This is a genomic window from Cupriavidus sp. 05N38 (genome assembly GCF_056397345.1).
This window is the reverse complement of record NZ_JBFTNF010000002.1, coordinates 223,250-249,197: the sequence shown is the minus strand read 5'-3', so window position 1 is coordinate 249,197 and position 25,948 is coordinate 223,250. Positions and strand designations below refer to the sequence as shown.

The following is a 25,948-nucleotide window of genomic DNA, read 5'->3' as shown; positions in this document are numbered from 1 at the left end:
TCCTGGGAGATTGCGTTTCCTCGGAAGCCGTCTCGAAAACGCAGAAACGGCTTGGAAGGCTGCGCATCGCTGCGGGAGCGGCTCGGGCGGAGCCGTCTCCCGCGAAGCGCTTATTGATAGACCAGCGAGTACTGGACGCGCGAGTTGGCGGCGCCGGCCTGGACCGTGCCGGTCGACACGTACTCAGCGTAGTAGTGCAGGGTGGTGATACCGCCCGTGACGAGATCCACGGCGGGCGAGTTCTGGTCGTTCTGCGCGGCGCCGGCCTTGATCGGGTTGTAGCTGGCGTTCAGCAGGCGGATATCGACGCCCGAGGCGCCGCCGGCGTCCACGGTCAGGCGACCTTCGGAATTGACGGTCGAGCCGGCCTCGAATGCGGTGGCAACCTTGGTGCTCGAACCCGCGCAGCCGTCCAGCTTGATGGTGAAGGGCGTGCGACCCGCGACGGCGCCTGGTTGGCTCAGGGCCGACGTCGAGACCGGCGGCAGCGCCACGGTCATCATGTTGGCGCCACCGCCGCCATTGATCGTGCAGGTCGTGGCGACCACGCTGCCGGTGAATTCGATGGTGCCGTCAGCGGCGTGCGCGGCGGGCGCGAAAGCGGCAGCGCAGGCAGCGGTGGCGATGGCGGAAGCGATCAGGTTCTTTTTCATGATTCAGATAGCAGTAGTTGGAGGGGGTTGCTACTTTCGAAGTGCTGCTGTGTTGATGCAGGCTTCAGAAGCAAGTTTCGGGTAAACCCTTTTTTGTTTCTATCTGACCTGAACGAAATTCATGGCGAATAGATAGGACAAGTACGAAAGTGATGCAGGTACCGTGCGGGCGCGTCGTAGTGGCTCGTGCGGCGCAAGTGCGATCGCGGGCGTGGCCAGTAAAATCCGGGCGCGGGAGTGGCGCGGCGAGGGGGCATCTGCTTCCGGCGCAGGCAGGAGGAGACGCCAGGGAATCCGCCGTGAGGCTGGCGCTGGATGAACCGCGTCATCTCGAGGCGCTGCTCGCCGAAGTCGGCACTGGCGGTGGCGTCGTCGACGGGCTGGAAGGGCGGGTGGCCGCCAGCGATCGGATTGCGGCGATCGAAGCCGCTTGCACGGCCAGGCCGATACGCGTTACGCCTCGTGCTCTGCGCAGAACGTCGCGAGTTCCTGGCGGAAGGTCAGCATGACCTCCTTCTGCAGCAAGGACTGATACTCGCGGAACGGCGTGTCGAGATCGAAGGCCGCATCGTTGTAGGTGCGTTGCAGGAATGCCAGCGACTCGGCCAGCGAGCGTGCCTGTTCGGACTGATGCAGGCGTAGCCGCCAGTCCACCGCTTCGTGATGGTCGGCGAGCAGGTTCTGGTGCGGCGGGCAGGCGATCTCGCCGACCTGCCTGGCTTCATGAAACGCCACCAGGTAGGCGCAGATGGCCGACATGCGCCGGTTGGCCTCGGAGGCCGATTCGGCCAGCATGACCGCGGATGCCGCGAGCTCGTCCGGGCGGCTGCGCGTACGCCGCCGCTCGGGTGCGGCCGCCTGCAGCGGCCGCACCGCGACCAGCAGCGATGGCGGCAGCACCCGGTTGAATTCCCTGGCAAGCACGGCGTGGATCGTGTGCGTGAGCCGGGCACAGCTCGCGATATCGTCGCTGATATAGAAGTCGAGCGCGACCGCGCTTTTCCTGACATCCGAAACCACCGCCCGGACCGGAGTGGCGCCCTCATCGCGCAGCGCGGCCAGGCAGATATTGGCGCGCGCCAGCCATTCGCCGTTGTGCCGCAGGGCGTCGGCCAGGCTGTTTATGGTCATTTCCTGATCGGCACGCAGCGTCACCACCATGCGCGGGTGGGAAAGGCTGTCGCTGACGGCATGGAGCGGATCGGCGCCAGAGCTTGCCGGCATGATGCGTTTGTTCTTTTTCATCTCGCTCCTGATCCTGTTGGCCGGCGGACGCCCGGTGGTGGTGCCGGGGCAGGGCGACGCCGTAGCGGTGAAAAGTAGAGGCAAGAAGTATGGCGCCGTGCGCGCCCGGGCGGATGCGGACTTTTCCCGAGCCGATTGCGGCGGATTCTGCGCGGCGGCCGTGATGGCATTGCCCGCATCCTGACTTGCGCCGGTGGCGTCCCGGGTCGGCAGGACGAATGCCATGGCGCCATCGGTAATGGCGACCTTTCCGCGGCCAATTCAGGGCTTTCCCATGCGCGCCACGAGGGAACTATCGGAGAATCCCGGAACAGAAATCGCGCCCCGCGCGCGCTAGCAGCAAATGGCGCAATATTTTCAGATGGAGGCTGCGCAAAAATGACAACGGTGTTGATAGTTGACGATCATCCGGCGATGCGCATGGTCATGCGCACGCGGTTGTTGCAGGTGCTCGGCGTAAGCCGCGTCCTCGAAGCCGGCAATGGTCAGTCAGCGCTGGACATCATGAACGAGTGTCCGGCCGACCTGGTCATCCTGGACCTCGACCTGCCCAAGGTCAATGGACTGGAAGTCATTCCCCGGCTGCGGATGATGCAGCCGCAAGTGCGGATCCTGGTGCTGTCCGGCCAGGATACGCTGACGTTCGCGCCCCGTGCCATGCAGCTTGGCGCGCGGGGCTTCGTAAGCAAGCAGCAGGAAATGGGCGAGATCATGCGCTGCGTGGACGCGGTGATGGCCGGCTACACGCTGTTCCCGCCCGAAGTCGGCGACGCCGAGTCGGTGCCTCCTGACATGCGCGACGACAGAGACCGGCTCCGGCGGCTGACCGACAGGGAGATCGTTATCCTGCAGATGCTGGCCAGAGGGATGTCCAATGCAGCCATCGGCAAGCTGCAATTCATCAGCAACAAGACGGTGAGTAGTCATAAGATCCACATCATGGCCAAGCTCGGCGTCGCCACGCTGGTGGAGTTGGTAGACTTTGCCCGTCGCTGCCATATCGCGCCGTGACGGCGGCAGAATCTTCATTGTGAATCGTCCGGAGGACAACAATCATGCATCGCGCATTGATCATCGGTGACACCGCGGACTGGGCCGAAGACAGCGGCGTCGCCGCGCTGCTGGAGGGCCTGGGCTTCGAGGCGACGGCACATGCGGTGGAATCGCCCGGGGCGCCGGGGCGAGGCTGGCGCCTGGTGCTTGTGCGGCTTCCGGCAGACGGCGCACTGCCGGCCAGGGTGGTGCCGGATTCCGACGGCGCCGGGCCGACGCTGTGGCTCGCGGTTTCATCCGCTACCGCGGCTTCCGTGGACACGCGCTTCGGTGGCATGCTGACGGAGCCGGTACGCGAGCATGACCTGGCGCGGGAGCTTGCTCGGCATGGCGTCCTGCCGATCAGCGCGCAGGAGGAAGCGGCATTCTGGCCGGCCATCGAAACACTGTCCGATGGCGATCCCGACATGATCGCGGAACTGGTTGCCAGCCTGGTCGATACCAACCGCGCGGATCTCGTGCTCCTGCGCAATGCCTGTGCTGCCGCCGACTGGGACGAGGCGGCCTCGCTGGCACACCGTTTCAAGGGCGCGGCCAGGATCCTGGAGTGCAGTTCGGTGGTTGCGCTCTGCGCGCGCCTGGAAGCGGCGGCCCGCGCGCGCGACGCCGACGGTGTCAGCGCGCTGCTGGCGCTGTTCGAGCCGACCGTGGAGCGTCTGAACAATTGCCTGGAGGCCCGATAGCGGGCCCGGCCGGGAATAAAAAGCGGATGCCCCGGTGCAGGCTTGCACCTTGCACCGGGACATCCGCGGCCAGCCCGACAAGCCGGAAAGTGCCGGCCGGGCAGGGATTGTCAGAAGCGGTGACGCATGCCGACGCTGGCGCCAAACTGGTTTTCGCCGGGCAACACCTGGCCATCGCCGTTCACGCTGGTCTGCGACATGAAACCGCGCGCGTTGTCGGTCTTGTTCAGCGCATAGGCCATGTTCATATAGAGTTCGGTGCGCTTGGACACGGCGTAGTTGGCGCCGAGCGAGAACAGCCACGGATCCGCGCTGGTGCCCCGGTAGTCCTGGTAGTACAGGGCGCCACTGAACGAGGTCGCGGCCGTCAGCTGATAGCTAATGCCGGCCCAGCCCAGGTGAGCGATGCCGCTGCCCGTGGCGGGCGTGAAGCCCAGGTGTTGCCAGCGATAGCCGCCGAAGACCTTGGCGGGTCCGAAGGCGTAGCTGCCGGCGATGCTGGCGCGCTGGTCATGGCGGTTGCGGCTGGCAATGGTGTCGCCGTTCTTCTGGTCGAAGACAGCACCGACCGCGAATGCGCCCGTGGCGTAGTTCAGGCCGAATGCATATTCGCGGCCGACCTTCCATTGTCCCGGGACTTCTCCATTCGTTCCGCTGACACCGTCATGACCGAAGCTGTAGAGCCCGGACGCGGTCAGGCCGCCGAAGCTTCCGCGGTACTTGATGGCGTTGTCGGCGCGCGAGCCGAAATCATTGTCCATTGCATAGATGGAGTAGCTGCTCGCGGTGGCCATCGGATCATACCGCAGCGCGAAATCGTACATCGGCGTCTGTTGGCGGCCAAGCGTCACGGTACCTCCCGGCGTTTCCAGCCCGACGTATGACTGCCGGCCGAACAGGCGCCCATCGGTCTTGCCATCGTCGATGGAAAATCCGCTTTCCAGCACAAAGATGCCTTTCAGCCCGCCGCCGAGGTCCTCGACGCCGCGCAGGCCCCAGCGCGAGCCGGTCAGCCCGCCACCGGACTGCATGCGATAGACCTTGTCGCCGTTGCCGGGCTGCCTGTTGACGAATTCCAGTCCGGCATCCGCCACGCCGTACAGGGTGACGGCGCTTTGCGCCCAGGCGCCGCTCGCCAGGATCAGGGCAGCTGATGCAACCATTGTCTTCTTCATATCTGATTTCCTCGGTTAAGAAATTCTGGTCTTTCCCTCGCCCAGGGTGAAACCTGGCGAGCGCCCGCCCGCTACCGGGACATGCCGAGGTCCGCGGGGACCGCGCACTCGTCGGCGGCGATTGCCGGAAGGTGCATCCGCAGCGGCACCCCGTCGGCCGGGAGCCGTTCTGTGCGTGCCTCCGCGGGCCAGTCGGCGCGCGGCGTCTCCTGGACGTCCAGGCGATAGCCAAGCGCGTGGATCGACGCGATGGTGATGCCATTGACGGGCCGCAGCTCCAGCACGCGCCGCAGGCGGGCAATCAGCGCGGCGAGCGCGCGCGACATGGCGGGCAGCACCCGGCCCCACACCATGATTTCGATATGGTTGCGGGGCAGTACCTGCGACGGCGACGAGAACAGCAGCCAGGCCAGGCTGAATTCCTTGGGCGTAAGATGGATATCCCTGCCGTGCAGGCTGGCGCAGTACCTGTCGACGTTCAGCACATAGGCGCCGAGGTGGATCAGGCGCCGGCGTGCGGTCGGGGCAGTGTCGTGACGGCGGCAATGCGACACCATCCGCGCCAGCAGTTCGGCCGGGCGCAACGTCGAGCAATGGTCGTCGGCGCCCGCGGCGAACGCCTCCATGATTTCATGGTGATTTGCCTTGGCGGACACCACGATGACGGGGGTCTGGAATGCGAACGTGCAGCGGATCATCCTGACTACCTCGGCGCCTTGTCCGTCCGGCTGGTCGCCGGCAATCAGGATCATGTCGAAGACCTGCTCGCGCAGGTCGCGCAGCAGCCCGGCGCGCGCGGCGTAACGATGGCAAGGGAACCCGGCGCCGGTGACGAGATCGGCGACCGACAGGGAACTCGCCGGGTTGGCATCCAGTAATGCGACTTTCATAGATCGACCTCAGAGTCTGTCCGCGCGCAAGTGGCATCGATGCGTGACGACGCCTGGCGAGCGGAAATACAACATAGCCCCAACGCCCCCTGCCGGAACCGGGAAAATTCCCCAAGAAAGACGGAATACTTCGGTTTCGCCCCCGCGTTTTGCGCCAGATCAATTGGCGGGAGGGGGGGGCACCCGCGCCGGCGTTGCGCAAGCGGCACGACGACACGCCGCGCGGTGCGGCAGAGGACAGCCAGCCTGGCCGTGGAGGCGCTATCATGCTCAGCCATCGAACACCGGGCGCCCGGCAGCCAGCGCGCGTTGCACAATGCGCCGGCACCGAACGCAGGCAGCGGGCGGCCGCGCCGGAACGCAACGTATCGCAGCGACATAGGACAACCGACTCATGAGCAAAACCTGGACCTCGCGCGAGGCCTGGCAAGGGTGGCTGGTTCATCTCGCATTGCTGCTCTTTTGCGCCGGCGCGCTGCCTGCCGGGGCGGGGCAGGCGTCACCTGTGGCGGCGGCGTCCGCACCGGTCGTCATCAGGATCGGCATCGTGAAGCAGGGGTTGCCGCCATTTCTGTTCGCGCGGGGGCCGCAGCCTAGCGGATACGGCATCGACATGCTGCGCGAAGCGCTCGGCGGCGCGACGACGCGCTTCACGGAGCGCGAGTATCCCGACATTCCTGCCTTGATCGCGGCCACCTGCAAGGGCGAGATCGACATCCTGATCAGCATGGCGAAGACGGATGCGCGCAAGAATTGCCTGATCTATTCCGAGCCCTACTTCAACGGCGACACGGTCGTGGTGGGGCGCCGCGCGGATCAGGTGGCCGGGACGCTGTCGCCCGGCTCCACGGGCGCCCGCTTCGCCGTCGAACCGGGCTTCTATATGGAAGGCGTGGTGCGTGCCAGGTATCCCCGCGCCACGCTGGTGCCGGCGGGCGACGTCACGGACGGCCTGCGCGCCGTCGCAACGGGCAGGGCGGATTTCTATTCGGCATTGCAGCCGGTGGCGGAATACACGCTTGCCAGGCGCGAGTTCGACACGCTCTCGGTGGTCAATACCTACCGCGAGCCCGGCAGCGAGGTGTATTTCGCATTCCCGCCCGCATCCACCGCCTTCCGGGCCCAGGTGAATGCTGGGCTGGCGCGGATAAGCAGCGAGCGCCGCCTGGCGCTGCTGGCCAGATGGATCAATGCGCGGCTGGTGCAGCAGGAGCCCGCGGAACAGTTTTTCCTGGCGCCCGAGGAACGCGCCTTCCTGAGCGCGCTGCCGCCCCTGCGGGTAGGCTTCGACGTCGGGCTGGCGCCGTACAGTTATCTCGATGAAAGCGGCCGTCCAAGCGGGATTGCGCTCGACTACCTGGGCTACCTGGGCGAGGCGCTTGGCCTGCGCTTCCAGCGTGTGCCTTCGGCGAGCTTCGGCAAGACCGTGGAGGCCATGCACAGCGGTGGCCTGGACCTGATGGCCGTGGCCGCCCCGCACGATTCCGGCTTGCGCGCTCTGCCGGTTTCGCGTCCGTATGCGGCATTTCCCGTGGTGATCGTGGGCCGGCAGTCGGCGCCGGCGATCGGGCATCTCAAGGACATCGAAGGGCTGCGCGTTGTCGTCACCGCCGCGGGCGGCGTGGGCGACATGGTCCGCACGGAAGTCCCCGGCGCGCGCCTGTCGACGGCCGCGAGCGTCCATGCGGCCCTGGACAGCGTGGCGAGCGGCAATGCCGATGTCTATGTCGACGACCTGGCCTCGGCCGATGTCGAGCTGCAGCGCAGTTTCGCCGGCAAGTTGCGCGTCATCGGCTCCGGGGAGCGTCTGCTGGATATCGGCTTCGCCGTGTCGCCGGCGCTGTCGGCACGCCTGCTGCCGCTGGTCAACCGGGCCCTCTCGGCGCTGCCGGACCAGCGCCGGCTCGATATCCAGCAGCGCTACATGGCGGCCAGCTACGTGCTCGAGCCATCGTGGCGGCAGATACTGGAGCGTGCCGGGCTGCCGTTCGCGGCGCTGCTGTGCGTTGTCGCCATCCTCCTGCGCTCGCAGTACCTGTTGCGCAGGGAGGTGGCGGGCCGGCGCGAAGTCGAGCGCAAGGTCTCCGTGCAGCAGCGCTTCCAGTCGACGCTGATCGATGCCGTGCCCGTGCCCCTTGCGGTGATGGACAAGCAGGGCCGCTACCTGGCGGTCAATGCGGCGTTTGCGTCCTTGCTGGACGTGAAGCAGGAGGATCTGGTCGGCCGCCTGCAGAACGAGGCCGAGGTGTGGGGCGCCGAGATCAGCGCGACGCTGGACCGCGCGATCCGCGAAGCATTGCTGGCCGGGGAGATGCGCCATATCGCGCTCGATTTCCAGGGCACGGCCGGGCACGCGCGGCACTTTATTTGCTGGCTGCAGCCATTCGCCCCGAACGAGGCGGATGCCGGCGGCATCATCTGCTCGGCGGTGGAGGTTTCGGAGATCCGCCTGGCCGAGCTCAAGGCGCGCAAGGCCGAAGCGCGGCTGATCGACGTCACGCGGCACCTGCCGGCCACGGTGTTCCAGATGCGCCAGGCACAGGGCGAGGACTTTGCCTTCGTGTGGGTCAGCGGCAATACGCAGGAGCTGTTCGGGCTCGATGCCGAGGAAATCGTTGCCGACACCGCGCGCGTGCGGGCCTGCATCCATCCGGAGCACGCCGGGCCCCTGCGCGAAGCGGTCACCCGCGCGGGCGAGATCCTGCAGCCGGTCAATCACGAGGTGCGCCTGCTTGGCAGGGGCGGCTTGCAGTGGGCGCGGCTGCACGCGGTGCCACGCCGCGAGGACGACGGCAGCACGTTGTGGAACGGCTACTGGACCGACACCACCGAAGAACACGCGCGCGCCGCCGCGCTGGGCAGCGCGCGCGACACCGCCGAGGCGGCTTCCCGCGCCAAGGACAACTTCCTGGCCATGATGAGCCACGAGATCCGCACGCCCATGAGCGGGGTGCTGGGGCTGGTCGAACTGCTCGGCCATACCGAGCTGAGCCGTGAACAGGCGTCCACCGTCGGCATGATCGAGGACTCGGCCGGGGCCTTGCTGCAGATCCTGGACGATATCCTCGACTACTCCAAGATCGAAGCCGGCCGCATCGACATCGAGTGGCTGCCGCTGGACCTGCGCGAGCTTTGCGACAATGCGCTGGGACTGCTTGCCACGCGCGCGCACGACAAGGGCCTGCTGATGCGGCTCGATGTTAGCGAGGATGTGGCCGCCGTGGTGCTCGGCGACAGCGTGCGCCTGCGCCAGATATTCTTCAACCTGCTCAGCAATGCGATCAAGTTCACCGAGCGCGGCACGGTCAGTTTCGCCGTCGAGGTAGCCGGCGAGCGCAATGGCGCGCAGACCATCGTCTGCCGCATCAGCGACACCGGCGTCGGCATCGCGCCGGACCAGCGGGCGCGGCTGTTCGAGCCCTTCATGCAGGCGGACTCCTCCACCACGCGGCGTTTCGGCGGCACCGGCCTGGGGCTGTCGATCTGCCGCAGGCTGCTGGTGCTGATGCACGGCGAGATCACGCTGGAGAGCGAGCCGGGCGTCGGCACGCAGGTGGAAGTCCGGCTGACGCTGCCGGTCAGGGAAAAGGCCTATGCGGACCGCCCGCTGGCCGGGCGCCGCGCCGCGATCCGGGTGAGCGATGCCGGGGTCGCGCATGCCCTGGCGCATCTGCTGCGGGCGGCCGGCGCGGATGCGGATAACGGTGCGGATAACAGCGCTGATAGCGGCCCGGATAGCGACCCGGATAGCGGCCCGGATAGCGACCCGGTTAGCGGCGCGCAACCGACGGGCAGGCAAGCGCGCGCGGGTTTTGACCTGCTCTTCCTCGACGACGGCGCGCCGCTACCCGTACAGGCTGGCGCCGCCGCGCCCGCGGTGATCCACATCACCGACAAGCCCAAGCTGGCCGGCTACCGCCTGACGCGAGGCGATGTGCGCCTGAGCGTCAATCCGCTGACCTGGCGGGGCCTCAAGGCGGCCTCGCTGGCCGCGCCGGGCGGGAGCGCCGCGCGCGGCGCCGAGCGCGCCACCACAGGGCCGGCCGGCGTGCCGGCGCTCTCGCGCGAGGCGGCGCTTGCCCAAGGACGGCTGATCCTGGTCGCCGAGGATCATCCCACCAACCGCATCCTGCTGCAGCGCCAGCTCAAGGTGCTCGGCTATGCCAGCGACGCTGTCGTCGATGGCGGCCAGGCGCTGGCGGCGCTGGGCGAGACGGACTACGCCCTGCTGATCACGGATTGCCACATGCCGGTGATGAACGGCTACGAACTGGCTGCGCAAGTGCGTGCGCGGGAGGCCGCGAGAGCGGGCGAAGCCGGCAAGGGGCGGCCCCATCTGCCGATCGTCGCCATCACCGCAAGCACCGAAGCCGCGGAAATGCAGCGTTGCCTGGACGCCGGCATGGACGAATGCCTGTTCAAGCCCGCGCAGCTGCACATATTGCAGGCGTGCCTGGAACGCTGGATCCGGCCGGCAAGCCTGTCCGGCACCGCGACGCAGCAGGAGTAGGCCGGCCGCACGGAGGCGCGGGCCTCAGCGCTGCGCCAGGACCTGCCGCAGTGCCTGCTTGAGCTCCTGCATCGACGCGGGCTTGCCCAGGAAGACGTCGATGCCCGCGGCGCGGCTGCGATGCTCCTCTTCGGCGAGCGTCGATGCCGACACCGCGATGATCGGGGTGTGCCTGCCATCCTTGCTCGCGCGCAACTGCCTGGCCAGGGCAAAGCCATCCATGCCCGGCATGTAGAGGTCGGTGATCAGCAGGTCCGTCGGCGCCGCGTGCAGCGCCTTCCAGGCGCCTTCGCCGTTGTCGCAGATCACCACGTTGTCGTAGCCGAGCTGCCGCAGCTGGGTCTTGAGCAGCAGCTGGTTGACGCGGTGATCCTCCGCCACCACGATGCGCGCCGCCTTCCTGTCCGCCGGCGCCGGCTCGCCGGACGGTGCGACCTCCGCGCCGGGATTGCCGCCGTGGCCGCTCGGCAGCGCCTCCTGGCAGGCGCCGATGAAGGCGCTCCAGGCGATGGGATTGTCGTGCAGCACGACCGGGCTGCCGCTACCCGTGCCGGCCGGCCGGCCGCCCTTGCGCACCAGCAGGATATCGCCGGGATGATGCGCTCCGGCCGCCCCCACGATGCGCAGCGGCGCATGGTATTCGTCCTGGGCGCCCACCACGAAGGGGCGCATGCCGGCGGCGCGGGCGTAGTGCTTGAGCGCCATCACCGCGGCGGGCTCGTCCACGGCAATCGCAATCTTCCTGTTGGCCAGTTGCGGGAACTCGTAGTTGTCGCAATCCACCTGCATCGTCAGCCGCAGCGTCACCGAGGTGCCGTTGCCTTCGGTGCTGCTGATCTCGAGCTGGCCGCCCATGAGTTCGGCCAGTTGCCGGCAGATCGTCAGCCCGAGCCCGGTGCCGCTGAAGCGCCGGGTCGAGTGGCCGTCGACCTGCTCGAACGGCTCGAACAGCATGTGCAGCGCCCCGGCCGGGATGCCGATGCCGGTGTCGCTCACGGTGATCTCGATCATCTCGTGCCCGTGCGCGCTTTCCACCTGCGCGGCGCTCACGCTGATGCTGCCTTGCACCGTGAACTTGATGGCGTTGGAGATCAGGTTGAGCAGGATCTGGCGGATGCGCACGGCATCGGCGAGATAGCGTGCCGCGATGCCGGAATCGATGCAGATGTTCATCCGCAGGCCCTTCTCGCAGGCGTTGCCGGACAGCAGGAATACCGCGCCCTCGATCAGCTCGCGCAGATCGGTCCCGGTCTCGACGATCTTCATCTTGCCGGCGCCGATCTTGGCATAGTCGAGGATGTCGTTGAGGATCTGCAGCAGGGCCTCGCCGGAGCTGTTGGCCACCTGGGCCAGATGCCGCTGGTGGTCGTCCAGCCCGGTATCGATCAGCATCTCCAGCAGGCCCAGCATGCCGTGCATCGGCGTGCGGATCTCATGGCTCATCATGGCCAGGAAACTGTCCTTGGCGTGTAGCGCCGCCTCCGCGGCATCCCTGGCCTGCATCAGGGCCTCGGCCTGGGCGCGCTCCTGCGCGGCGGCGTCCTGCAACTGCCTGATCAGCAGGTTGCGGTCGGCCTCCAGTTCCTCCCTGGCGATCGCCGCGCGCCGCAGCACCTGCACGGAATGCAGCAGGGCGCCGATCTGGGTGCCGCGCCGCGCCGACGGCAGCGTGAGGTTGTAGTCGCCCCCGGCGATGCTTCGTATGGCCTCCGTGGCCCCGGACAGCGGGCGGATGATGCGGCGCGCGAACATGACGATGATGACGCCGAGCGCCAGCAGCGCCATGCCGATGATGCCGCACAGCAGGCGCAGCTTGGCGCCGGCGGCGGCTTCCTGCTGGCGCACGATATGCATGGCGGAGGCGATCTCCGCATCGCGCACGCGGATGATGGCGGCCATGGTCGGGACGTAGCGCTCGGCAAAGGCCGCGGTCGACGGGTAGCGCAGGTCGTGCGGCGGCAGCGCGGCGACCTCGTTGAGATAGGCAACGCCGTCGGTGAAGTAGCTCGATGCCATTTCGTGGATGGCCATCACGGAGGGGCGGCGCGTGGCCTTGTCGTCGCGGGCGCGCATCGTGATCAGCTCGCCCAGCGCGCGAATCCTGCCAGTCTCGGTCCACAGTTCGCGCCGCTCCTCCGCGGACAGCGCCCGGTGCGCGGTGAGTGCCGGAGTGAACACGGAGCCGGCGCGTCCGGCCTGCTCGCGCAGCTCGGCGGACAGGCGCGCAATGCCTGCGTGCTCGGCGGTCAGCGGCTCCGCGCGGATCAGGTCGAACATGACTTCGTCGGAAATCCGCATGATGTCGGCGGTGGCGGTGAACATGGTGCCCAGCACGGTGCACAGTCCGTCGGTGGTGCGTCCCGGGCGCGGCGTCTGCGCAATCCGGTCGACACCCGCGCGCGCGTCGCGCAGTTGCGCGTGGATCTCCCTCAGGAGCTTGGCGCTGGCCGGGCAGTGCGCGCACGGCATGGCGTCGAGATGCGAGACCGCGGCGCCCAGCGCGCGGTCGGTCTCCGCGCGTGCACGGGTGAGCGCTTCCTGCTTGCTGGCCGGCACGGGCGAATCGCTGCCCATCACGGCGTTCGAAGGCCCGCGCTCCGCAGAAGCCTTTTCTGCCGCGACCAGCACCGAGTTGAACAGGTTCAGCACCGGTTCGGTCTCTTGCGCGGCGTTATAGCTCTGCCATCCCAGCAGCAGCAGGTAACCCGCGAGCCCTACCGTGGTGGCGAAGATAAAGGCGGCAAGCAGCCGGAAGCGTCGATCTATTCGCATTGTGTTGTTTCAGGTGCGGTTATGTGCTCGTGTCGACGGCGCATCCGGGCAATCGCGTCACAGCCGGCGGCAATGACGTGGCCGGGACGGTACAAGGTGCTGGCGAAATTCCGGGGCGGTCCCTGGCGCGCCCCCGGTTGATCATGCGAGGCTGGCTTGCCCATCCGGCCGGGCCTGGGCGGACGGGCATGCCGGAGACCCGCGCCGTGCCTTGCGGCGGCCTGGCGCGGTCAGGCGTGGGTGGGTTGTCATGCGGGGAGGCGCCAACAAAAAGCGCGAACGATTCTGGGTGGAACTTGCTGATAACAGGCTGGACTTTATCCCGCCTTTTCCCGCATGATTTTGGGAAATTTCCCAATGTAAGTGGGGAAATTTCCCAAACAGATCGAACGCGCGTAGGAATTTTCTGAGGCCGCCAGGCACGAAGAAAGCATGGCGCAGCGCGCCCTTGCACAGCCTGTGCGGAGGTTCATCCGATGGCCCGGCTCACGATCGCCACCTTCAACATCAATGGCATCCGCGCCCGGCTCCCCGCCTTGCTGGCGTGGCTGGCGCGCGAGGCGCCGGACGTGGCCTGCCTGCAGGAGCTGAAGGCGGACGACGCGGCATTCCCGGTCGGCGAGATCCATGCGGCGGGGTACGGCGCGGTCTGGCATGGCCAGAAATCGTGGAACGGCGTAGCGATCCTTGCCAGGGGCGTAGATCCCGTCGAATGCCGGCGCGGCTTGCCCGGCGATGCTGACGACGCCCACAGCCGCTACCTGGAAGCCGCGGTGCAGGGCGTACTGGTGGCCTGTCTGTACCTGCCCAACGGCAACCCGCAGCCTGGACCGAAGTTCGACTACAAGCTCGCCTGGTTCGAGCGCCTGATCACCCATGCGGCCAGCCTCCATGAGAGCGGCCTGCCGGTGGTCATCGCCGGCGACTTCAACGTGGTGCCGACCGACGCGGACATCTACAATCCGCGCTCATGGCGCAAGGATGCCTTGCTGCAGCCGCAGACCCGCGCCTGCTACCAGCGCCTGCTGGAGCAAGGCTGGACCGACGCCCTGCGCGCGTACTTCGGCGAGACGCGGGTCTATACGTTCTGGGATTACTTTCGCCAGCACTGGCAGACCGACTCGGGACTGCGCATCGATCATCTCTTGCTCAGTGCCGGCCTCGCGCCGCGCTTGCGCGCGGCGGGCGTAGACCGCTGGGTGCGCGGCGAGCCGCAGGCAAGCGACCATGCGCCGGCCTGGGTGGAACTCGACATGGGATCTGCCGCGCAAGGCAGGAAGCGCAAGGCTTAGGAACGCAGGAAGGCGGTGCCGCCGGCAGGCGGCCGCGGCTACGCTGCCCGCTCTGGCACCGGCGACGGCATGCGCGCGGTGGCGGCCGCATCCGGAAGGCCGGATGGCGGCATTGCCACGCGGCTCGCCAGTTCCACGAAGCTGGCGACGCTGGCGGTGCGCAGGGGATAGTAGGCGACCTGATGGCGGTCGCAGACACGCTTGATCGTGCTCATGGAATCGTGGTCGATACAGTCGACCGGGAACACCACCATGTCGGCGCGCGCTACCGTCGCGGCCAGCAGGCCCTTGCGGTCTTCGATGCCGCCGTCGTGCAGCACCAGCTGGCCGCCGGTCGATTCCACCAGCGATTTCAGTGTGTTGTTGGAGCCGGGGCGCCCGCCCACGTAGACGATGCGCTTGCCTTGCAGCAGGCGCAGTCCCGGATGGCGATCCTGCGCCTGCTCGCCGTTGCCATCGGCCGACAGCACGGCATGTTCCATGGCCAGCGCCTCGGCGCGGCTGATCTTGAGCTGGGCCAGCGCGTCTTCGAGCTGCGCGCGCAGCTCCCGCGCCGCGTCCTGCTCTTGCAGCACGCGTTGCTCCGCGGCTTCGCGGCGGCTGGCCTGCAGCGCGGCATCGTCTGCGCGCGCGGCCAGCGTTTCACGCAGCGCGTGGAGTTCGGCATGCGCCGGCTCGCGCGCGGCCAGCTGGGTGAGCCTGTCGCCAAGCTCGGCGGTCTGGCGCGTTGCCGCATCGTGCCGTGCGCTCATCTCCTGCAGGCGTTCCTGCTGGCGCTCGAGCTTGTCGCGCAGCGCCCCGTTCTCCGCTTCCAGCGCCATCAGCCGCCGGATATCGGCGCGGTTGGCGGCGCCCACCAGGTGCGACAGCATATGCACCTCGCCGAAGGCGGCCTGGCGCACCGCGACGCTGGCCTCCGGATGGGTCATCACGGCCCAGTAGGCCGGCGGAATATCGCCGCTGGCCACCGCATCCTGCCAGAGTCCCAGCACGGCCTGGGCACCCCTGGCGGCGCTGAAGCGGCGCAGCGCCAGCGCATAGCGCTCGTCCAGTGCCTTTTGCAGGGCCTTGCAGCCCTCGCCGCCGGCGCCGGCGAGCTTGACCGCCTCGTGATGGATCTCCAGGTCGGTCGTGCGCTGGCGCTCCAGCGCGGCAAAGCGCGGCACCAGCTTGCGCAGCTCGCCGGTGGTCATGCAGGTGCCGATGATCGAGCAGTGCAGGTGCGAGTCCAGTTCCGCCAGCCGCGTGCGGCGCCGACGGCGTGCAGCAGGCGGCGGCTGGCTTGTTGCCGAGCGCCGCCTCGATGCCATTGGCGCGGGCCAGGCGAAACGGGGGAGCGTGCATGCGGAACCTCGCGTGGAAGAAGAAAGGCCGGGTGCCGCGCCGCCAGCCAGGCGCGGAAACACTGCCGTATCGGCGAAATATACCATTGAATATAACGAGCATTGCGTGGCGGCAGATCGCGTTTGCAAAGGCGGTATGATCGGCAAGGTGGAGTGCGCGCTCCCCGCCAGCGCCCCGGCGCGGCCGTCATAACAATGCGAAGAGAGAGGTGAATATGAACACCAGCGCAAGAAACCAGCTGAGCGGCAAGGTCAGCGCCATTCACAATGGTGCGGTCAACGACGAAATCGAACTGGAGGTCGCCGGCGGGGTACGCATCGTCGCCACCATCACCGGGGCGAGCACCAAGCGGCTGGGCCTGGCCGTCGGCAAGGAGGCCATCGCCCTGATCAAGGCTTCGTCCGTGATCGTCGGCGTGGCCGATCCGGGCATGCTGCTGTCCGCCCGCAACCAGCTCGCGGGCACGGTGTCGGGCATCAAGACCGGCGCCGTCAATTCCGAGGTTGCCATCGGCCTGCCGCAGGGCGGCGAGATCGTGGCCATCATCACCAACGACAGCGTCACCAGCCTCGGCCTGAAGCAGGGCGGCGCAGCCGTCGCCATCTTCAAGGCTTCCAGCGTGCTGCTGGCCACGCGCGCCTGAGACCGCCGGCGCGCAGCGTCAGCGGGCGGGCGGCGCCGCGAACACCTCCAGGCTGGTCAGCCTGGAGACGTAGCGGCCGGCCTTGCCGTCATTAGGCATTAGGCACCACCAGTCGGGCAAAGCCGCTGGCGCCCAGCGGCGCGCCATCCATCTCATAGGCGATCAGGTCCGGCTGGTTGCGGCGAAGGCAGTCCGGGGGGCGCGAGCGGATGGACTCGCGCCACGCGCCTGTTTCGCCGCAAGGCCCGGGCGAGTTACCATGCCGCCATGGTCAAACTTGCCCGCTCCCGCACATCCGTCAGCCCGGACAAACCGCAGGCACTCCTGCGCATGCGCATCATGCTGGGCGACACCATCGCCATCGGCCCCGGCAAGATCGCCTTGCTCGAGGCGATCCGCGAATGCGGCTCCATCTCCGCCGCCGCCAGGCGCCTGGACATGTCCTACAAGCGGGCCTGGGACCTGCTCAACGAGATCAACCGCGCGCTGGCGCAGCCCGCCGTGGATTCCGAGCACGGCGGCTCGCAGGGCGGCGGCACGGTGCTGACTCCCGTGGGAGAGGACGTGGTCCGCCTCTACCGGGCCGCCGAGACGCTCGCCGCCAAGGCCTGCGCGGGCGAGATCGACGCGCTGATCCGGTTGCTGGCAAAACCCTGAGCGGCGGCGCGCCGCCGCTCAGGCGCGAAGATCCACTTGCGCCGCCGCGTGCGCGGCGATCTTGCTGCCGAAGCTGGAAATCGACGGTAGCGTGGCGTTGTGGTGCACGCGGATCATCTCCGCGCTCGCATGCGGCTTGTCGTGGGTCGTGTGCGCGTCCGCCGCCAGCGTGACATCGAGACCCAGCGCCGCGGCGCGTCGCGCCGTGGTGTCGACGCAGAACTCCGTGGCATAGCCGCACAGCACCACGTGCGAAACCGCCAGCGTGGACAGCAAGGCGCCCAGTTCGGTGCGAAGGAAGGAATCCGGCGTGGTCTTGCGGATGAAATGATCGTGAGCCCGCGCATCGAGCGCCGCCACAAGCTGCCACCCCGGCGTATCGAAGCGCAGCTCGTCCTCGCGGGTTTCGTGCTGGATGAATATGACCGGGACGTCCTTGCCGCGCGCACGCGCGATCAGCGCGTTGATATTGCCGATGACAGCGTCGGCCGACGCCGGCTGCGGCGCAGGCCCGAACAGGCCTTCCTGAACGTCGATTACCAGCAGGGCAGATGACATCGTCGCGCTCCTCGCGTCCCTTCGTTGAGAAGCCGCATTCTATCGCCGCCTTCGCGCCACCGGCGCGCCTTGAGTCCGCTGCCGCATTGAACAATACTGGGCCAAGGGTGTTCTCCAAGGAGCGGACCATGCTGCGAGACAGCCATGCATTCAGCGGGTATTCCGTCGACGACATTGCCAAGGCCGTGGATTTCTACGGTGGCGTGCTCGGACTCGAGGTGTCCCAATCCGGCGGCCTGCTGACCTTGAACCTGGCGGGTGGCAACTCCGTGCTGCTCTACCCGAAGCCCGGCCATGTGGCGGCGACCTTCACCGTGCTCAACTTCCCCGTGGAGAGCGTGGAGCGCGCAGTGGACAAGCTCGCCCAGCGCGGCGTGCGGTTCGAGAGCTACGACCTGCCCGGCGTCAAGACCGACGCGCGCGGCATCTCGCGTGGCGAGGGCGGCCCGGTCATCGCCTGGTTCAAGGACCCGGCCGGCAATATCCTGTCGGTGCTCGAGCCGATGTAAGTCCACGCTGCGAGAAATGCAGCCGTTCGATTGCGCTTTGCGTGGGCGTCACCTAATATGCAACCACTGGGTTGCATGAGGGCGGTTATCCGCAACCATTCGCGGATACGGCGGATGTCCGCCTGGCGCCCGGGCCGGCCCAATCGGAGATTGCATGATGGACTCATCCACTGATCGCATTGAACGTCAGATCCTGCTCAAGGCGTCGCCCGCGCGCGTCTGGCAAGCCTTGTCCGATGCCGAGGAATTCGGCAAGTGGTTCTGCGTGGACCTGCGCGGCAAGTCCTTTGTCGTCGGGCAGCCGGTGCGGGGCCAGATCACTTACCCGGGCTTCGAGCATGTGGTGTTCGAAGCCTGGATCGAGCGCATGGAGCCTGAGCGCCTGTTTGCCTGGCGCTGGCATCCGGCCGCGGTGGAAGCGGGGCGCGATTACTCGGCGGAGCCGACCACGCTGGTCGTCTTCGAACTGGAGCCCGTGCCAGGTGGCACGCTGCTGCGCGTGGTGGAATCGGGCTTCGATAACGTGCCGCCGGGGCGCCGCCTGGAAGCGTTCCGTATGAACAGCAACGGCTGGGAGGGACAGATGCGCAATATCGAAAAGCATGTTGCCGCGCAGTGACGTCAGCGCGGTGGGCGCGGTGGGCGCGGACTTGCGCAAGTCCGCGTCGGTCTTCGCCGCGCTCGGCGACGAAACCCGCCTGCGCCTAGTGGCCGCGCTGTGTGCCGGCGGCGCCATGTCCATCGCCCAGCTGACCGCCGGCAGCGACATCTCGCGGCAGGCCATCACCAAGCACCTGCACGCGCTGGCGCAGGTGGGCCTGGTCCACGACATCAAGGTCGGGCGCGAGCGCCAGTGGGCCTTCGATCCGGCACAGATCGAAGCCGCGCGCCGCTCGCTCGAACTGATCGCGCGCCAATGGGATCACGCGCTGGAGCGTCTGCGCCTGGCGCTGGAATCCTAGGCGCCCGCGCTGGCATCCGCGTGCCCGGCGTGGCGCGAAATTGTCCGGTGGCTTTGTGATTCGTGCGTGACTCGTGTCACGGAAATGTCATGTTCCGGCAGGACGATGGCGCTTCGTCCTTGAGGGAGCGGAACATGAACAACATCGAAGCGACGCCCGATGCCGGCGCCCGGCGCCTGCGCCCCAACCTGGACCACCGCCCCGGCAAGCTCGCCGGCCTGGCTTTCCTGTTGCTGCTGGCGGGAGGCATCGCCTACACGGGCGTGAGCCTGGTGCACGATGTGTCCTCGGCGCAGTCCATGCCGTCGACCTGGCTGCCTATCCTGCTGCTCGGCGTGGCCTTGCTGATCGCCCTGGGCTTCGAGTTCGTCAACGGCTTCCACGACACGGCCAACGCCGTGGCCACCGTGATCTACACCAACTCCCTGCCGCCGCACTTCGCGGTGGTGTGGTCCGGCTTGTTCAATTTCCTCGGCGTGCTGGTGTCGAGCGGCGCGGTGGCGTTCGGCATCATCTCGCTGCTGCCGGTGGAACTGATATTGCAGGTGGGTTCCTCGGCCGGTTTCGCGATGGTGTTCGCGTTACTGATCGCCGCCATCATCTGGAACCTCGGCACATGGTGGCTCGGCCTGCCGGCTTCGTCGTCCCATACGCTGATCGGCTCCATCATCGGCGTGGGCGTGGCCAATGCGCTGATGCACGGGCGGGACGGCACCAGCGGCGTGGACTGGCCGCAGGCCATCAAGGTAGGCTATTCGTTGCTGCTCTCGCCGCTGGTCGGCTTCGGCTGCGCGGCACTGCTGTTGCTGCTGCTGCGCGCGCTGGTCAGGCGCCCTGAGTTGTACGCCGAGCCCCAGGGCAACAAGGCTCCGCCCTGGTGGATCCGTGGCTTGCTGGTGCTCACCTGCACCGGCGTGTCGTTCGCGCACGGCTCCAACGATGGACAGAAGGGCATGGGCCTGATCATGCTGATCCTGGTCGGCACCGTGCCGATCTCCTATGCCCTGAACCGCGCCATGCCCGTGGACGAGACCACCCGTTTCGCGGCAGTGGCGCAGGTCACCAGCGACGCCCTGCAACGCAGCTTGCCGGCACCGGTGGCGGCACCCGCCGATCCGCATGGCGTGCTGTCGGACTACCTGCGTACGCGCGCATTCAACGCCGACGTGGTGCCCGCCCTCGCCAGCATCGCCGGCAAGATCGGCGACCAGGTGCGCGCGCACGACAGCCTGGCTGGCGTGCCGGCGACCTCGGTGGCCAACGTCCGCAACGAAATGTACCTCGCGTCCGAAGCCATCCGTCTGCTGGAGAAGGAAAGCACGGTGAGGTTCGATGCCGCCACCAGGGAAAACCTGGGCGCCTTCAAGCGGGAAATCGACACCGCCACCAAGTTCATCCCGCTGTGGGTCAAGGTGGCCGTGGCCATCGCGCTCGGCCTCGGCACCATGGTCGGGTGGAAGCGCATCGTGGTCACCGTGGGCGAGAAGATCGGCAAGACCCACCTGACCTATGCGCAGGGGGCTTGCGCCGAACTCGTGGCCATGGCCACCATCGGCGCGGCCGACGCCTTCGGCCTGCCGGTGTCCACCACTCACGTGCTTTCGTCAGGCGTGGCCGGCACCATGGCGGCAAACCGCTCGGGTTTGCAGATGTCCACCATCCGCAACCTGGCGATGGCCTGGGTGCTGACGCTGCCGGCGGCGATCTTGCTGTCGGGGTCTTTGTTCTGGGTGTTTACCAAGCTGTTCTGAAAGCCATTGCGGCGCGCGCGCCCGGCCTGCCCGCAACGCCCGCATCGCTGATGCTGGCTGCCCCTCGCCCGCCAGCGGCGAGGGGCCGCGGGAATCTCAGGCCGTCGCCAGGCCCGGCGAACGCGGCTTCGCGCCCTGGCCGAAACACGCCCGCCCGCGGAGGATCTTGCCCCTGCCCGGCGCGCACACGAAGGGCGCCGCCATGCGCACGCGAATCGCGCGGCCGGTGTCCTGCCCGCGACAGTGCGGCACTCGCCTGAAACGTTTCATATGCCGGGCTCGGCGAGCGCCGGCGCCGGCGCTGCGCCGTCCTGCCCCTGCTGCAGGAACTGGCGCGGCGAGACGCCAAACCGCGCGCGGAAGTCGCGCGAGAAATGCGCGCCGTCGGCGAAGCCGCAATCCAGTGCGATCTGCGTGATGCTGGCCGGGTTGTTGCGCAGCAGCCAGCTGCCATACTCCAGCCGCAGCGTGCGCTGGAACGCCATCGGCGAGACGCCGATGGCCTCGTGGAAGGCGCGTTCGAGCTGCCGCCGCCCCACGCCCACGTAGCGGGCGATGGCATCCAGCGAAGGCGGGTTGTCGATGCGCTGCTCGATATAGTGGGCGGCCTGGCGTACGCGGATGTCCTTGATGTGCGCCAGGTCGGCATAGAAATGCGCCTGCGGCAGCTTGGCCGGCCGCATGCCCTGCAGCATCATGTGGCGCACCGCCTGCTGGGTCTTCTCCCTGCCGCAATGGCGGGATACGAGGTACAGCCCGAGATCGATCGCGGCGGTCGAGCCGGCGCAGGTGATCAGGTCGCCCTCATCGACGAAGAGATGGTCCACCACGGCGCGCGTGCGCGGATAGCGATCGCGAAAGGCGTCGAGCACGTTCCAGTGCACGCAGACCGAGCGCGATCCGATCAGGTCGGCCTGCGCCAGCGCGAATGTCCCGGTACAGATGCCCAGCATGCGCACCCGGCTGGCCGCCGCCAGCCGCAGCCAGTCGCGCAGCGCGGGCGGCATGTAGGTGTTGGGGTAGTCGTTGCCGCCGCATACCGCCACGTAGTCGAACTCGCCGGGGTCGGCGCTGAGGGCGCCGTTGACCTGCACGGTCACGCCGGCGCTCGAGGTGCGCGGCAGGCCGTCCATGCTCATCACGCGCCAGCTGGTGTGGATCTGGCGGCTGCGCCCGCCGTGGTCGGCGGCCAGGCGCAGCACGTCGATCAGTCCGGAGAAGGCCGCGAGCGTGAACTGGTGCAGCAGGACGAAGCCGACGTTCAGCTCGGGTTTACCCCCTTGCCCGACGGGCGCGGGGGGATCCGGTTCGTGTGGGCCGGTGCTGGCGCCGGTGCTGGCGCCGGTACTGGCGGAAGGCGGGATTGGCATGACGCAATTATTCAACTTTATGGCCACGGCTTGCAAGCTCGGACGGGCTGCCAACGCGCAACATGCATCTGTGGTCGCAACGCAAGAACCTTTCTGGGGACATGACATGGGATCCGAGACCTACCGTACCATCCGCGCCGCGCTGGCCGTCGCCGCAGCGGCAACCGCCACGGCGTGGTCGCCGGGCGCGGCCGCGCAGCCGGCGAAACTGACCGTCGCCATGTACGGCGGCAACTGGGGCGACGCGTTCCGCAGCTGCGTGGCGGAGCCATTTACGAAGGCCACCGGGATCGCGGTGACGCCGGAGATCGGCACCTCCACCACGACCCTGGCCAAGCTGCAGCAGCAAAAGGCCGCGCCCGCCATCGATGTCGCGTGGATGGACGGCGGCATCAGTGAGCTGGCCTACCAGGCCGGCGTGCTGGACAACCTCGATCCCGCGGCGATCCCCAACCTGAAGAACGTGCTGCCCAAGGCTGTGTATCGCAACGGCGGCACCAGCTATGCCGTGGGCTCCGGCTACTACTCGCTGGGACTGACCTACAGCACCAAGTCGGTCAGGCCGGCACCCACCAGCTGGAAGGACATGTGGAAGCCGGAGTACGCGGGCGCGGTGGCCGTGCCGTCGCCGGCCAATTCGTCCGGGGTGCCGTTCGTGGTGTTCATGGCGAAGGTGTGGGGCGCGGACGCGGCCAACCTGGCGCCGGTCTACGCCAAGCTGGCGGCGCTCGATACCGCCCTGTTCTTCGACAGCTCGGGCGCGGCCACCAATGCCTTCCAGAGCGGCGAAGCCGTGATCGGCGCGCATTTCAACGTAGGCGCCTGGGACCTGATCGACAAGGGCGTGCCCATCGGCTTCGTGGTGCCGAAGGAGGGCGCATGGGCAACCGATGCGCGCCTGCACCTGGTCAAGGGCTCGCGCAACAAGGTCGCCGCCGAGAAGTTCATCGACACCGCGCTGACGCCGCAAGCGGCTACCTGCCTGGCGACCAAGCTCTATCTGGGACCGGCCGTGCAGGGCGTCACGGTACCGGCCGACGTGGCGCGCAAGCTGCCGTGGGGCGTCAACGGTTCGGTGGACAGCCTGAGCCTGTTCGACTGGAGCGTCATCAACGCGCGGCGCGCCGAGATCACCGATGCGTGGAACCGGCAGGTCGCGCGCAAGCGCTAGGGTGGGAGCGAGTGATGTCTGATCTGCTGAGCATCGATGCCGTCTGCAAGCGCTTCGGCGCCTATACGGCGCTGGACCATATCCGCCTGGATATCCGGCAGGGCGAGTTCGTCGCCCTGCTGGGCCCCAGCGGCTGCGGCAAGACCACGCTGCTGCGCTCCATCGCGGGCTTCCTGGCGCCGGACAGCGGGCGCATCCTGATCGATGGCCAGGACGTCACGCAGCTGCCGCCTTACCGGCGCCCGCTCAACACGGTGTTCCAGAACTATGCGCTGTTCCCGCACATGAGCGTGCTGGACAACGTGGCCTACGGCCCGCGCCGCCAGGGCGCGCCGCGCGCCGAGGCGCGCACGCGCGCCATGCAGGCCCTGGAGATGGTGGGCCTGGCGGCGCTCGGCGAGCGCTATCCGCGCGAGATGTCCGGCGGGCAGCAGCAACGCGTGGCGCTGGCGCGCGCCATCGTCAACCGGCCCAAGCTGCTGCTGCTCGACGAGCCGCTCTCCGCGCTGGACATGAAGCTGCGCAAGCATATGCAGCTGGAGCTCAAGCAGCTCCAGGAAAAGCTGGGCATCGCCTTCGTGTTCGTCACGCATGACCAGGAAGAAGCCATGACCATGGCCGACCGCATCGTGGTCATGCACGCGGGGCGCATCGAGCAGATCGGCGCCGGCACCGAGATCTACCGCGCGCCCGCCACGCGCTTCGTCGCCGAGTTCATCGGCGACGCCAACCTGATCGGCTACGAGGCCTCCGGCAGCCAGGAGATCCGGCTTGCCGTGGCCGGGCGCACCGTGCCCGCCATGCAGCCGGGCATGGCGCCGCGCGGCGTGGCCGTGCTGCGCCCCGAGCATCTGCAATTGCTGGACGGCACCGGCGCCGGCGATGCGCAACTGTGCGCCTGGTCCGGCGTGCTGGCCGATGTCGCCAGCGTGGGCAGCCACACCATGATCCGCGCCGATGTGGGCGGGCATCTCATGGTGGCGCGCGCAGCGGGCTTGCCCGCCGCGGGCCTGCGCCCGGGCGGCGAGGTGCGGCTGGGCTTTCATCCCGCGCACCTGCATCTGATCGGGGAGCCGGCATGAGGCACCCGCACGCGATGCTCGGGCTGATGCTGGCGGCGCCGCTGGCGTTCTTCGCGGCATTCTTCCTTGCGCCCCTGGCCGTGGTGCTGACCGCGAGCCTTGCCAGTGGCGAGCCTCACGCCTGGACGCTGGCCAACTATGTGCGCGTGCTGGCGGACAGCTACCACTGGGACGTGATCCTGGTCACCTTCCGCATTGCCTGCGTGACCACGCTTGCCTGCGTCGCGCTGGGCTATCCGCTGGCCTGGTACCTGGTGCGCATGGTGCGCTGGCGTGCGTGGCGCCGGGTGTGCGTGATCCTGCTGGTGGTGCCGATGTTCACCAGCAATATCGTGCGTTCATTTGGCTGGATGGTGCTGCTCGGGCGCAACGGGCTGGTCAACCAGAGCCTGCTGGCGACGGGCCTGGCGGAGCGTCCGGTGCGTTTTCTCGGCACCGAGCTCGGCATCATCATCGGCATGGTCTATGTGCTGCTGCCGTTCGTGGTGCTGGCGGTGGGCAACGCGCTGGCGCGGGTCGATCCCGGCTGCGAACAGGCCTCGGCGGACCTCGGCGCAGGCCCCGCCGCGACCTTCCGCCATGTCACCTTCCCGCTCACGCTGCCGGGCGTGGTGGCCGGCGCGATCATGGTCTTCACGCTGGCGGTCAGCGCCTACGTCACGCCGGCGCTGCTGTCCGGCGGCCGCATCTCGGTGCTCTCCATGCTGATCTTCCAGCAATACAGCTCGACCTTCGATGTCCACTACGGCGGCGCGCTCAGCATCGTCCTGCTGGTCTTCACCCTCGCCATGGTCGCGCTTGCCGGCCGCGCCGGGGAAATCCGCGGAGGTGGGCGATGATCGCCAGGACCCTGATCCGGCTGGTGTCGTGGGCCGTGCTCGCCTACCTGGTGCTGCCGCTGGCGGTGATCCTGGGCAGCTCGCTGACGGCCTCCTCTTTCCTCGCCTTCCCGCCGCAGGGCTGGACGCTGCAGTGGTACCGCACGATGCTGTCCGATCCGAGCTACGTGTCGGCGTTCTCGACCAGCACGGCGCTCGCGCTGGCCGCCACGCTCGGCGCGCTGCTGCTGACCGTGCCCGCGGCACTGGCGTTGGGGCGCCATGACTTTCCCGGCAAGCGCGCCATCGCGGCCGTGCTGATGTCGCCGCTGGTGCTGCCGCACATCGTGCTGGGCGCGGCGCTGCTGCAGTTCGGCGGCTATTTCGGCCTCACGCGCAGCTTCCTGTCCCTGCTGATCGGGCACACCGTCATCATCGCGCCCTTCGTGCTGAGGTCGACGCTGTCGCTGATGACGCCCGAGCAGCGCGCGCTGGAAGAAGCGTCCTACGACCTCGGCGCCAATCCCTGGACCACGTTCTTCCTGGTGGTGCTGCCGCAGATCCGCCCGGGCATCGTCACGGGCGCCATCTTTGCCTTCATTTCCTCGTGGATCAATGTCGAGCTGTCCATCTTCAACACCACGGCGGACCTCAACACAATCCCGGTCAAGCTCTTCAACTACGTGCAGTACACCATCGACCCGACCATCGCCGCAGTCTCGGGCGCGACCATCGTGGTGGCCGTGGTGGCCATCGCGATCCTCGATTTGACCATCGGCCTGGACATGCTGTCCGACCGCAAATGACCCA

At 67.9% G+C, this 25,948-nt stretch carries 23 protein-coding genes; 15 read left to right on the top strand and 8 right to left on the bottom strand.

Features of this window, described 5'->3' with window-relative positions:
• Nucleotides 1–110: 110 nt before the first annotated feature.
• Together AC1DK4_RS02105 and AC1DK4_RS02100 are read right to left on the bottom strand one after the other, a co-directional pair.
• Nucleotides 111–653 (bottom strand): fimbrial protein, encoded by a 543-nt coding sequence (locus tag AC1DK4_RS02105; protein ID WP_441612021.1) that lies wholly within the window; start codon nucleotides 651–653, stop codon nucleotides 111–113.
• A gap of 453 nt (nucleotides 654–1,106) precedes the next feature.
• The gene (locus AC1DK4_RS02100) at nucleotides 1,107–1,898 is read right to left on the bottom strand and encodes a hypothetical protein (protein ID WP_441612022.1); all 792 of its coding nucleotides are present in this window, start codon (nucleotides 1,896–1,898) and stop codon (nucleotides 1,107–1,109) included.
• On the opposite strand from AC1DK4_RS02100, the gene AC1DK4_RS02095 reads away from it, so the two are divergent.
• The 3 genes from AC1DK4_RS02095 to AC1DK4_RS02085 all read left to right on the top strand — a co-directional run bounded on the left by AC1DK4_RS02095 (nucleotide 1,876) and on the right by AC1DK4_RS02085 (nucleotide 3,634).
• Nucleotides 1,876–2,082, top strand: a complete 207-nt coding sequence (locus AC1DK4_RS02095; protein ID WP_441612023.1) for a hypothetical protein — start codon at nucleotides 1,876–1,878, stop codon at nucleotides 2,080–2,082. The two genes, AC1DK4_RS02100 and AC1DK4_RS02095, sit on opposite strands and share 23 nt — an antisense overlap.
• A 194-nt stretch (nucleotides 2,083–2,276) precedes the next feature.
• Complete coding sequence (locus AC1DK4_RS02090; protein ID WP_441612271.1) at nucleotides 2,277–2,909, top strand: response regulator; 633 nt, start codon at nucleotides 2,277–2,279, stop codon at nucleotides 2,907–2,909.
• Nucleotides 2,910–2,953: 44 nt separating this feature from the next.
• On the top strand, nucleotides 2,954–3,634 hold the full coding sequence (locus tag AC1DK4_RS02085) for an Hpt domain-containing protein (RefSeq protein ID WP_441612024.1): 681 nt from the start codon (nucleotides 2,954–2,956) through the stop codon (nucleotides 3,632–3,634).
• A 110-nt stretch (nucleotides 3,635–3,744) separates the two neighbouring features.
• On the opposite strand, the gene AC1DK4_RS02080 is transcribed toward AC1DK4_RS02085, so the two are convergent.
• Both AC1DK4_RS02080 and AC1DK4_RS02075 read right to left on the bottom strand, forming a co-directional pair.
• Nucleotides 3,745–4,809, bottom strand: a complete 1,065-nt coding sequence (locus AC1DK4_RS02080; RefSeq protein ID WP_441612025.1) for a porin — start codon at nucleotides 4,807–4,809, stop codon at nucleotides 3,745–3,747.
• A 71-nt stretch (nucleotides 4,810–4,880) separates the two neighbouring features.
• Nucleotides 4,881–5,699 (bottom strand): response regulator transcription factor, encoded by an 819-nt coding sequence (locus AC1DK4_RS02075; protein WP_441612026.1) that lies wholly within the window; start codon nucleotides 5,697–5,699, stop codon nucleotides 4,881–4,883.
• A gap of 394 nt (nucleotides 5,700–6,093) precedes the next feature.
• Here AC1DK4_RS02075 and AC1DK4_RS02070 point away from each other — a divergent pair, with 394 nt between their 5' ends.
• A complete protein-coding gene (locus AC1DK4_RS02070; protein ID WP_441612027.1) occupies nucleotides 6,094–10,209 on the top strand; it encodes an ATP-binding protein in 4,116 nt (1,371 codons plus the stop codon).
• Nucleotides 10,210–10,233: 24 nt separating this feature from the next.
• On the opposite strand, the gene AC1DK4_RS02065 is transcribed toward AC1DK4_RS02070, so the two are convergent.
• The gene (locus AC1DK4_RS02065; RefSeq protein ID WP_441612028.1) at nucleotides 10,234–12,981 is read right to left on the bottom strand and encodes an ATP-binding protein; all 2,748 of its coding nucleotides are present in this window, start codon (nucleotides 12,979–12,981) and stop codon (nucleotides 10,234–10,236) included.
• Nucleotides 12,982–13,457: 476 nt separating this feature from the next.
• Between AC1DK4_RS02065 and xth the strand changes: the two genes are divergently transcribed.
• The gene (gene xth / locus AC1DK4_RS02060; RefSeq protein WP_441612030.1) at nucleotides 13,458–14,273 is read left to right on the top strand and encodes an exodeoxyribonuclease III; all 816 of its coding nucleotides are present in this window, start codon (nucleotides 13,458–13,460) and stop codon (nucleotides 14,271–14,273) included.
• A 38-nt stretch (nucleotides 14,274–14,311) separates the two neighbouring features.
• Here the strand turns inward: xth and AC1DK4_RS02055 are convergent, their stop codons facing one another.
• Nucleotides 14,312–15,583, bottom strand: coding sequence for a DUF2325 domain-containing protein (locus AC1DK4_RS02055; RefSeq protein ID WP_441612031.1), 1,272 nt, complete (start codon nucleotides 15,581–15,583; stop codon nucleotides 14,312–14,314).
• 248 nt (nucleotides 15,584–15,831) lie between these two features.
• Between AC1DK4_RS02055 and AC1DK4_RS02050 the strand changes: the two genes are divergently transcribed.
• Together AC1DK4_RS02050 and AC1DK4_RS02045 are read left to right on the top strand one after the other, a co-directional pair.
• The gene (locus AC1DK4_RS02050; protein ID WP_441612032.1) at nucleotides 15,832–16,260 is read left to right on the top strand and encodes a TOBE domain-containing protein; all 429 of its coding nucleotides are present in this window, start codon (nucleotides 15,832–15,834) and stop codon (nucleotides 16,258–16,260) included.
• 330 nt (nucleotides 16,261–16,590) lie between these two features.
• The gene (locus AC1DK4_RS02045; RefSeq protein ID WP_441612272.1) at nucleotides 16,591–16,917 is read left to right on the top strand and encodes a winged helix-turn-helix domain-containing protein; all 327 of its coding nucleotides are present in this window, start codon (nucleotides 16,591–16,593) and stop codon (nucleotides 16,915–16,917) included.
• Between the two features lie 18 nt (nucleotides 16,918–16,935).
• On the opposite strand, the gene AC1DK4_RS02040 is transcribed toward AC1DK4_RS02045, so the two are convergent.
• Entirely contained in the window at nucleotides 16,936–17,475 is a 540-nt protein-coding gene (locus tag AC1DK4_RS02040; protein ID WP_441612033.1) for a cysteine hydrolase family protein, read from the bottom strand.
• Between the two features lie 128 nt (nucleotides 17,476–17,603).
• On the opposite strand from AC1DK4_RS02040, the gene AC1DK4_RS02035 reads away from it, so the two are divergent.
• From AC1DK4_RS02035 to AC1DK4_RS02020, 4 genes are all read left to right on the top strand, one after another.
• The gene (locus AC1DK4_RS02035) at nucleotides 17,604–17,984 is read left to right on the top strand and encodes a VOC family protein (protein ID WP_441612034.1); all 381 of its coding nucleotides are present in this window, start codon (nucleotides 17,604–17,606) and stop codon (nucleotides 17,982–17,984) included.
• A gap of 157 nt (nucleotides 17,985–18,141) precedes the next feature.
• Nucleotides 18,142–18,603, top strand: a complete 462-nt coding sequence (locus tag AC1DK4_RS02030) for an SRPBCC family protein (RefSeq protein WP_441612273.1) — start codon at nucleotides 18,142–18,144, stop codon at nucleotides 18,601–18,603.
• A complete protein-coding gene (locus AC1DK4_RS02025; RefSeq protein ID WP_441643123.1) occupies nucleotides 18,587–18,946 on the top strand; it encodes an ArsR/SmtB family transcription factor in 360 nt (119 codons plus the stop codon). The genes AC1DK4_RS02030 and AC1DK4_RS02025 overlap by 17 nt, the downstream gene beginning before the upstream one ends.
• Nucleotides 18,947–19,080: 134 nt before the next feature.
• Nucleotides 19,081–20,697, top strand: a complete 1,617-nt coding sequence (locus AC1DK4_RS02020) for an inorganic phosphate transporter (protein WP_441612036.1) — start codon at nucleotides 19,081–19,083, stop codon at nucleotides 20,695–20,697.
• Nucleotides 20,698–20,963: 266 nt separating this feature from the next.
• On the opposite strand, the gene AC1DK4_RS02015 is transcribed toward AC1DK4_RS02020, so the two are convergent.
• The gene (locus tag AC1DK4_RS02015; RefSeq protein WP_441612037.1) at nucleotides 20,964–22,067 is read right to left on the bottom strand and encodes a GlxA family transcriptional regulator; all 1,104 of its coding nucleotides are present in this window, start codon (nucleotides 22,065–22,067) and stop codon (nucleotides 20,964–20,966) included.
• Nucleotides 22,068–22,173: 106 nt separating this feature from the next.
• Between AC1DK4_RS02015 and AC1DK4_RS02010 the strand changes: the two genes are divergently transcribed.
• From AC1DK4_RS02010 to AC1DK4_RS01995, 4 genes are read left to right on the top strand one after another with little or no spacing between them, the layout of a single operon-like run.
• A complete protein-coding gene (locus tag AC1DK4_RS02010) occupies nucleotides 22,174–23,238 on the top strand; it encodes an ABC transporter substrate-binding protein (RefSeq protein ID WP_441612039.1) in 1,065 nt (354 codons plus the stop codon).
• Nucleotides 23,239–23,252: 14 nt separating this feature from the next.
• On the top strand, nucleotides 23,253–24,320 hold the full coding sequence (locus tag AC1DK4_RS02005) for an ABC transporter ATP-binding protein (protein ID WP_441612040.1): 1,068 nt from the start codon (nucleotides 23,253–23,255) through the stop codon (nucleotides 24,318–24,320).
• The gene (locus AC1DK4_RS02000; protein ID WP_441612041.1) at nucleotides 24,317–25,159 is read left to right on the top strand and encodes an ABC transporter permease; all 843 of its coding nucleotides are present in this window, start codon (nucleotides 24,317–24,319) and stop codon (nucleotides 25,157–25,159) included. The genes AC1DK4_RS02005 and AC1DK4_RS02000 overlap by 4 nt, the downstream gene beginning before the upstream one ends.
• Entirely contained in the window at nucleotides 25,156–25,944 is a 789-nt protein-coding gene (locus AC1DK4_RS01995) for an ABC transporter permease (protein WP_441612042.1), read from the top strand. Before AC1DK4_RS02000 ends, AC1DK4_RS01995 begins: the two co-directional genes overlap by 4 nt.
• Nucleotides 25,945–25,948: the final 4 nt, after the last annotated feature.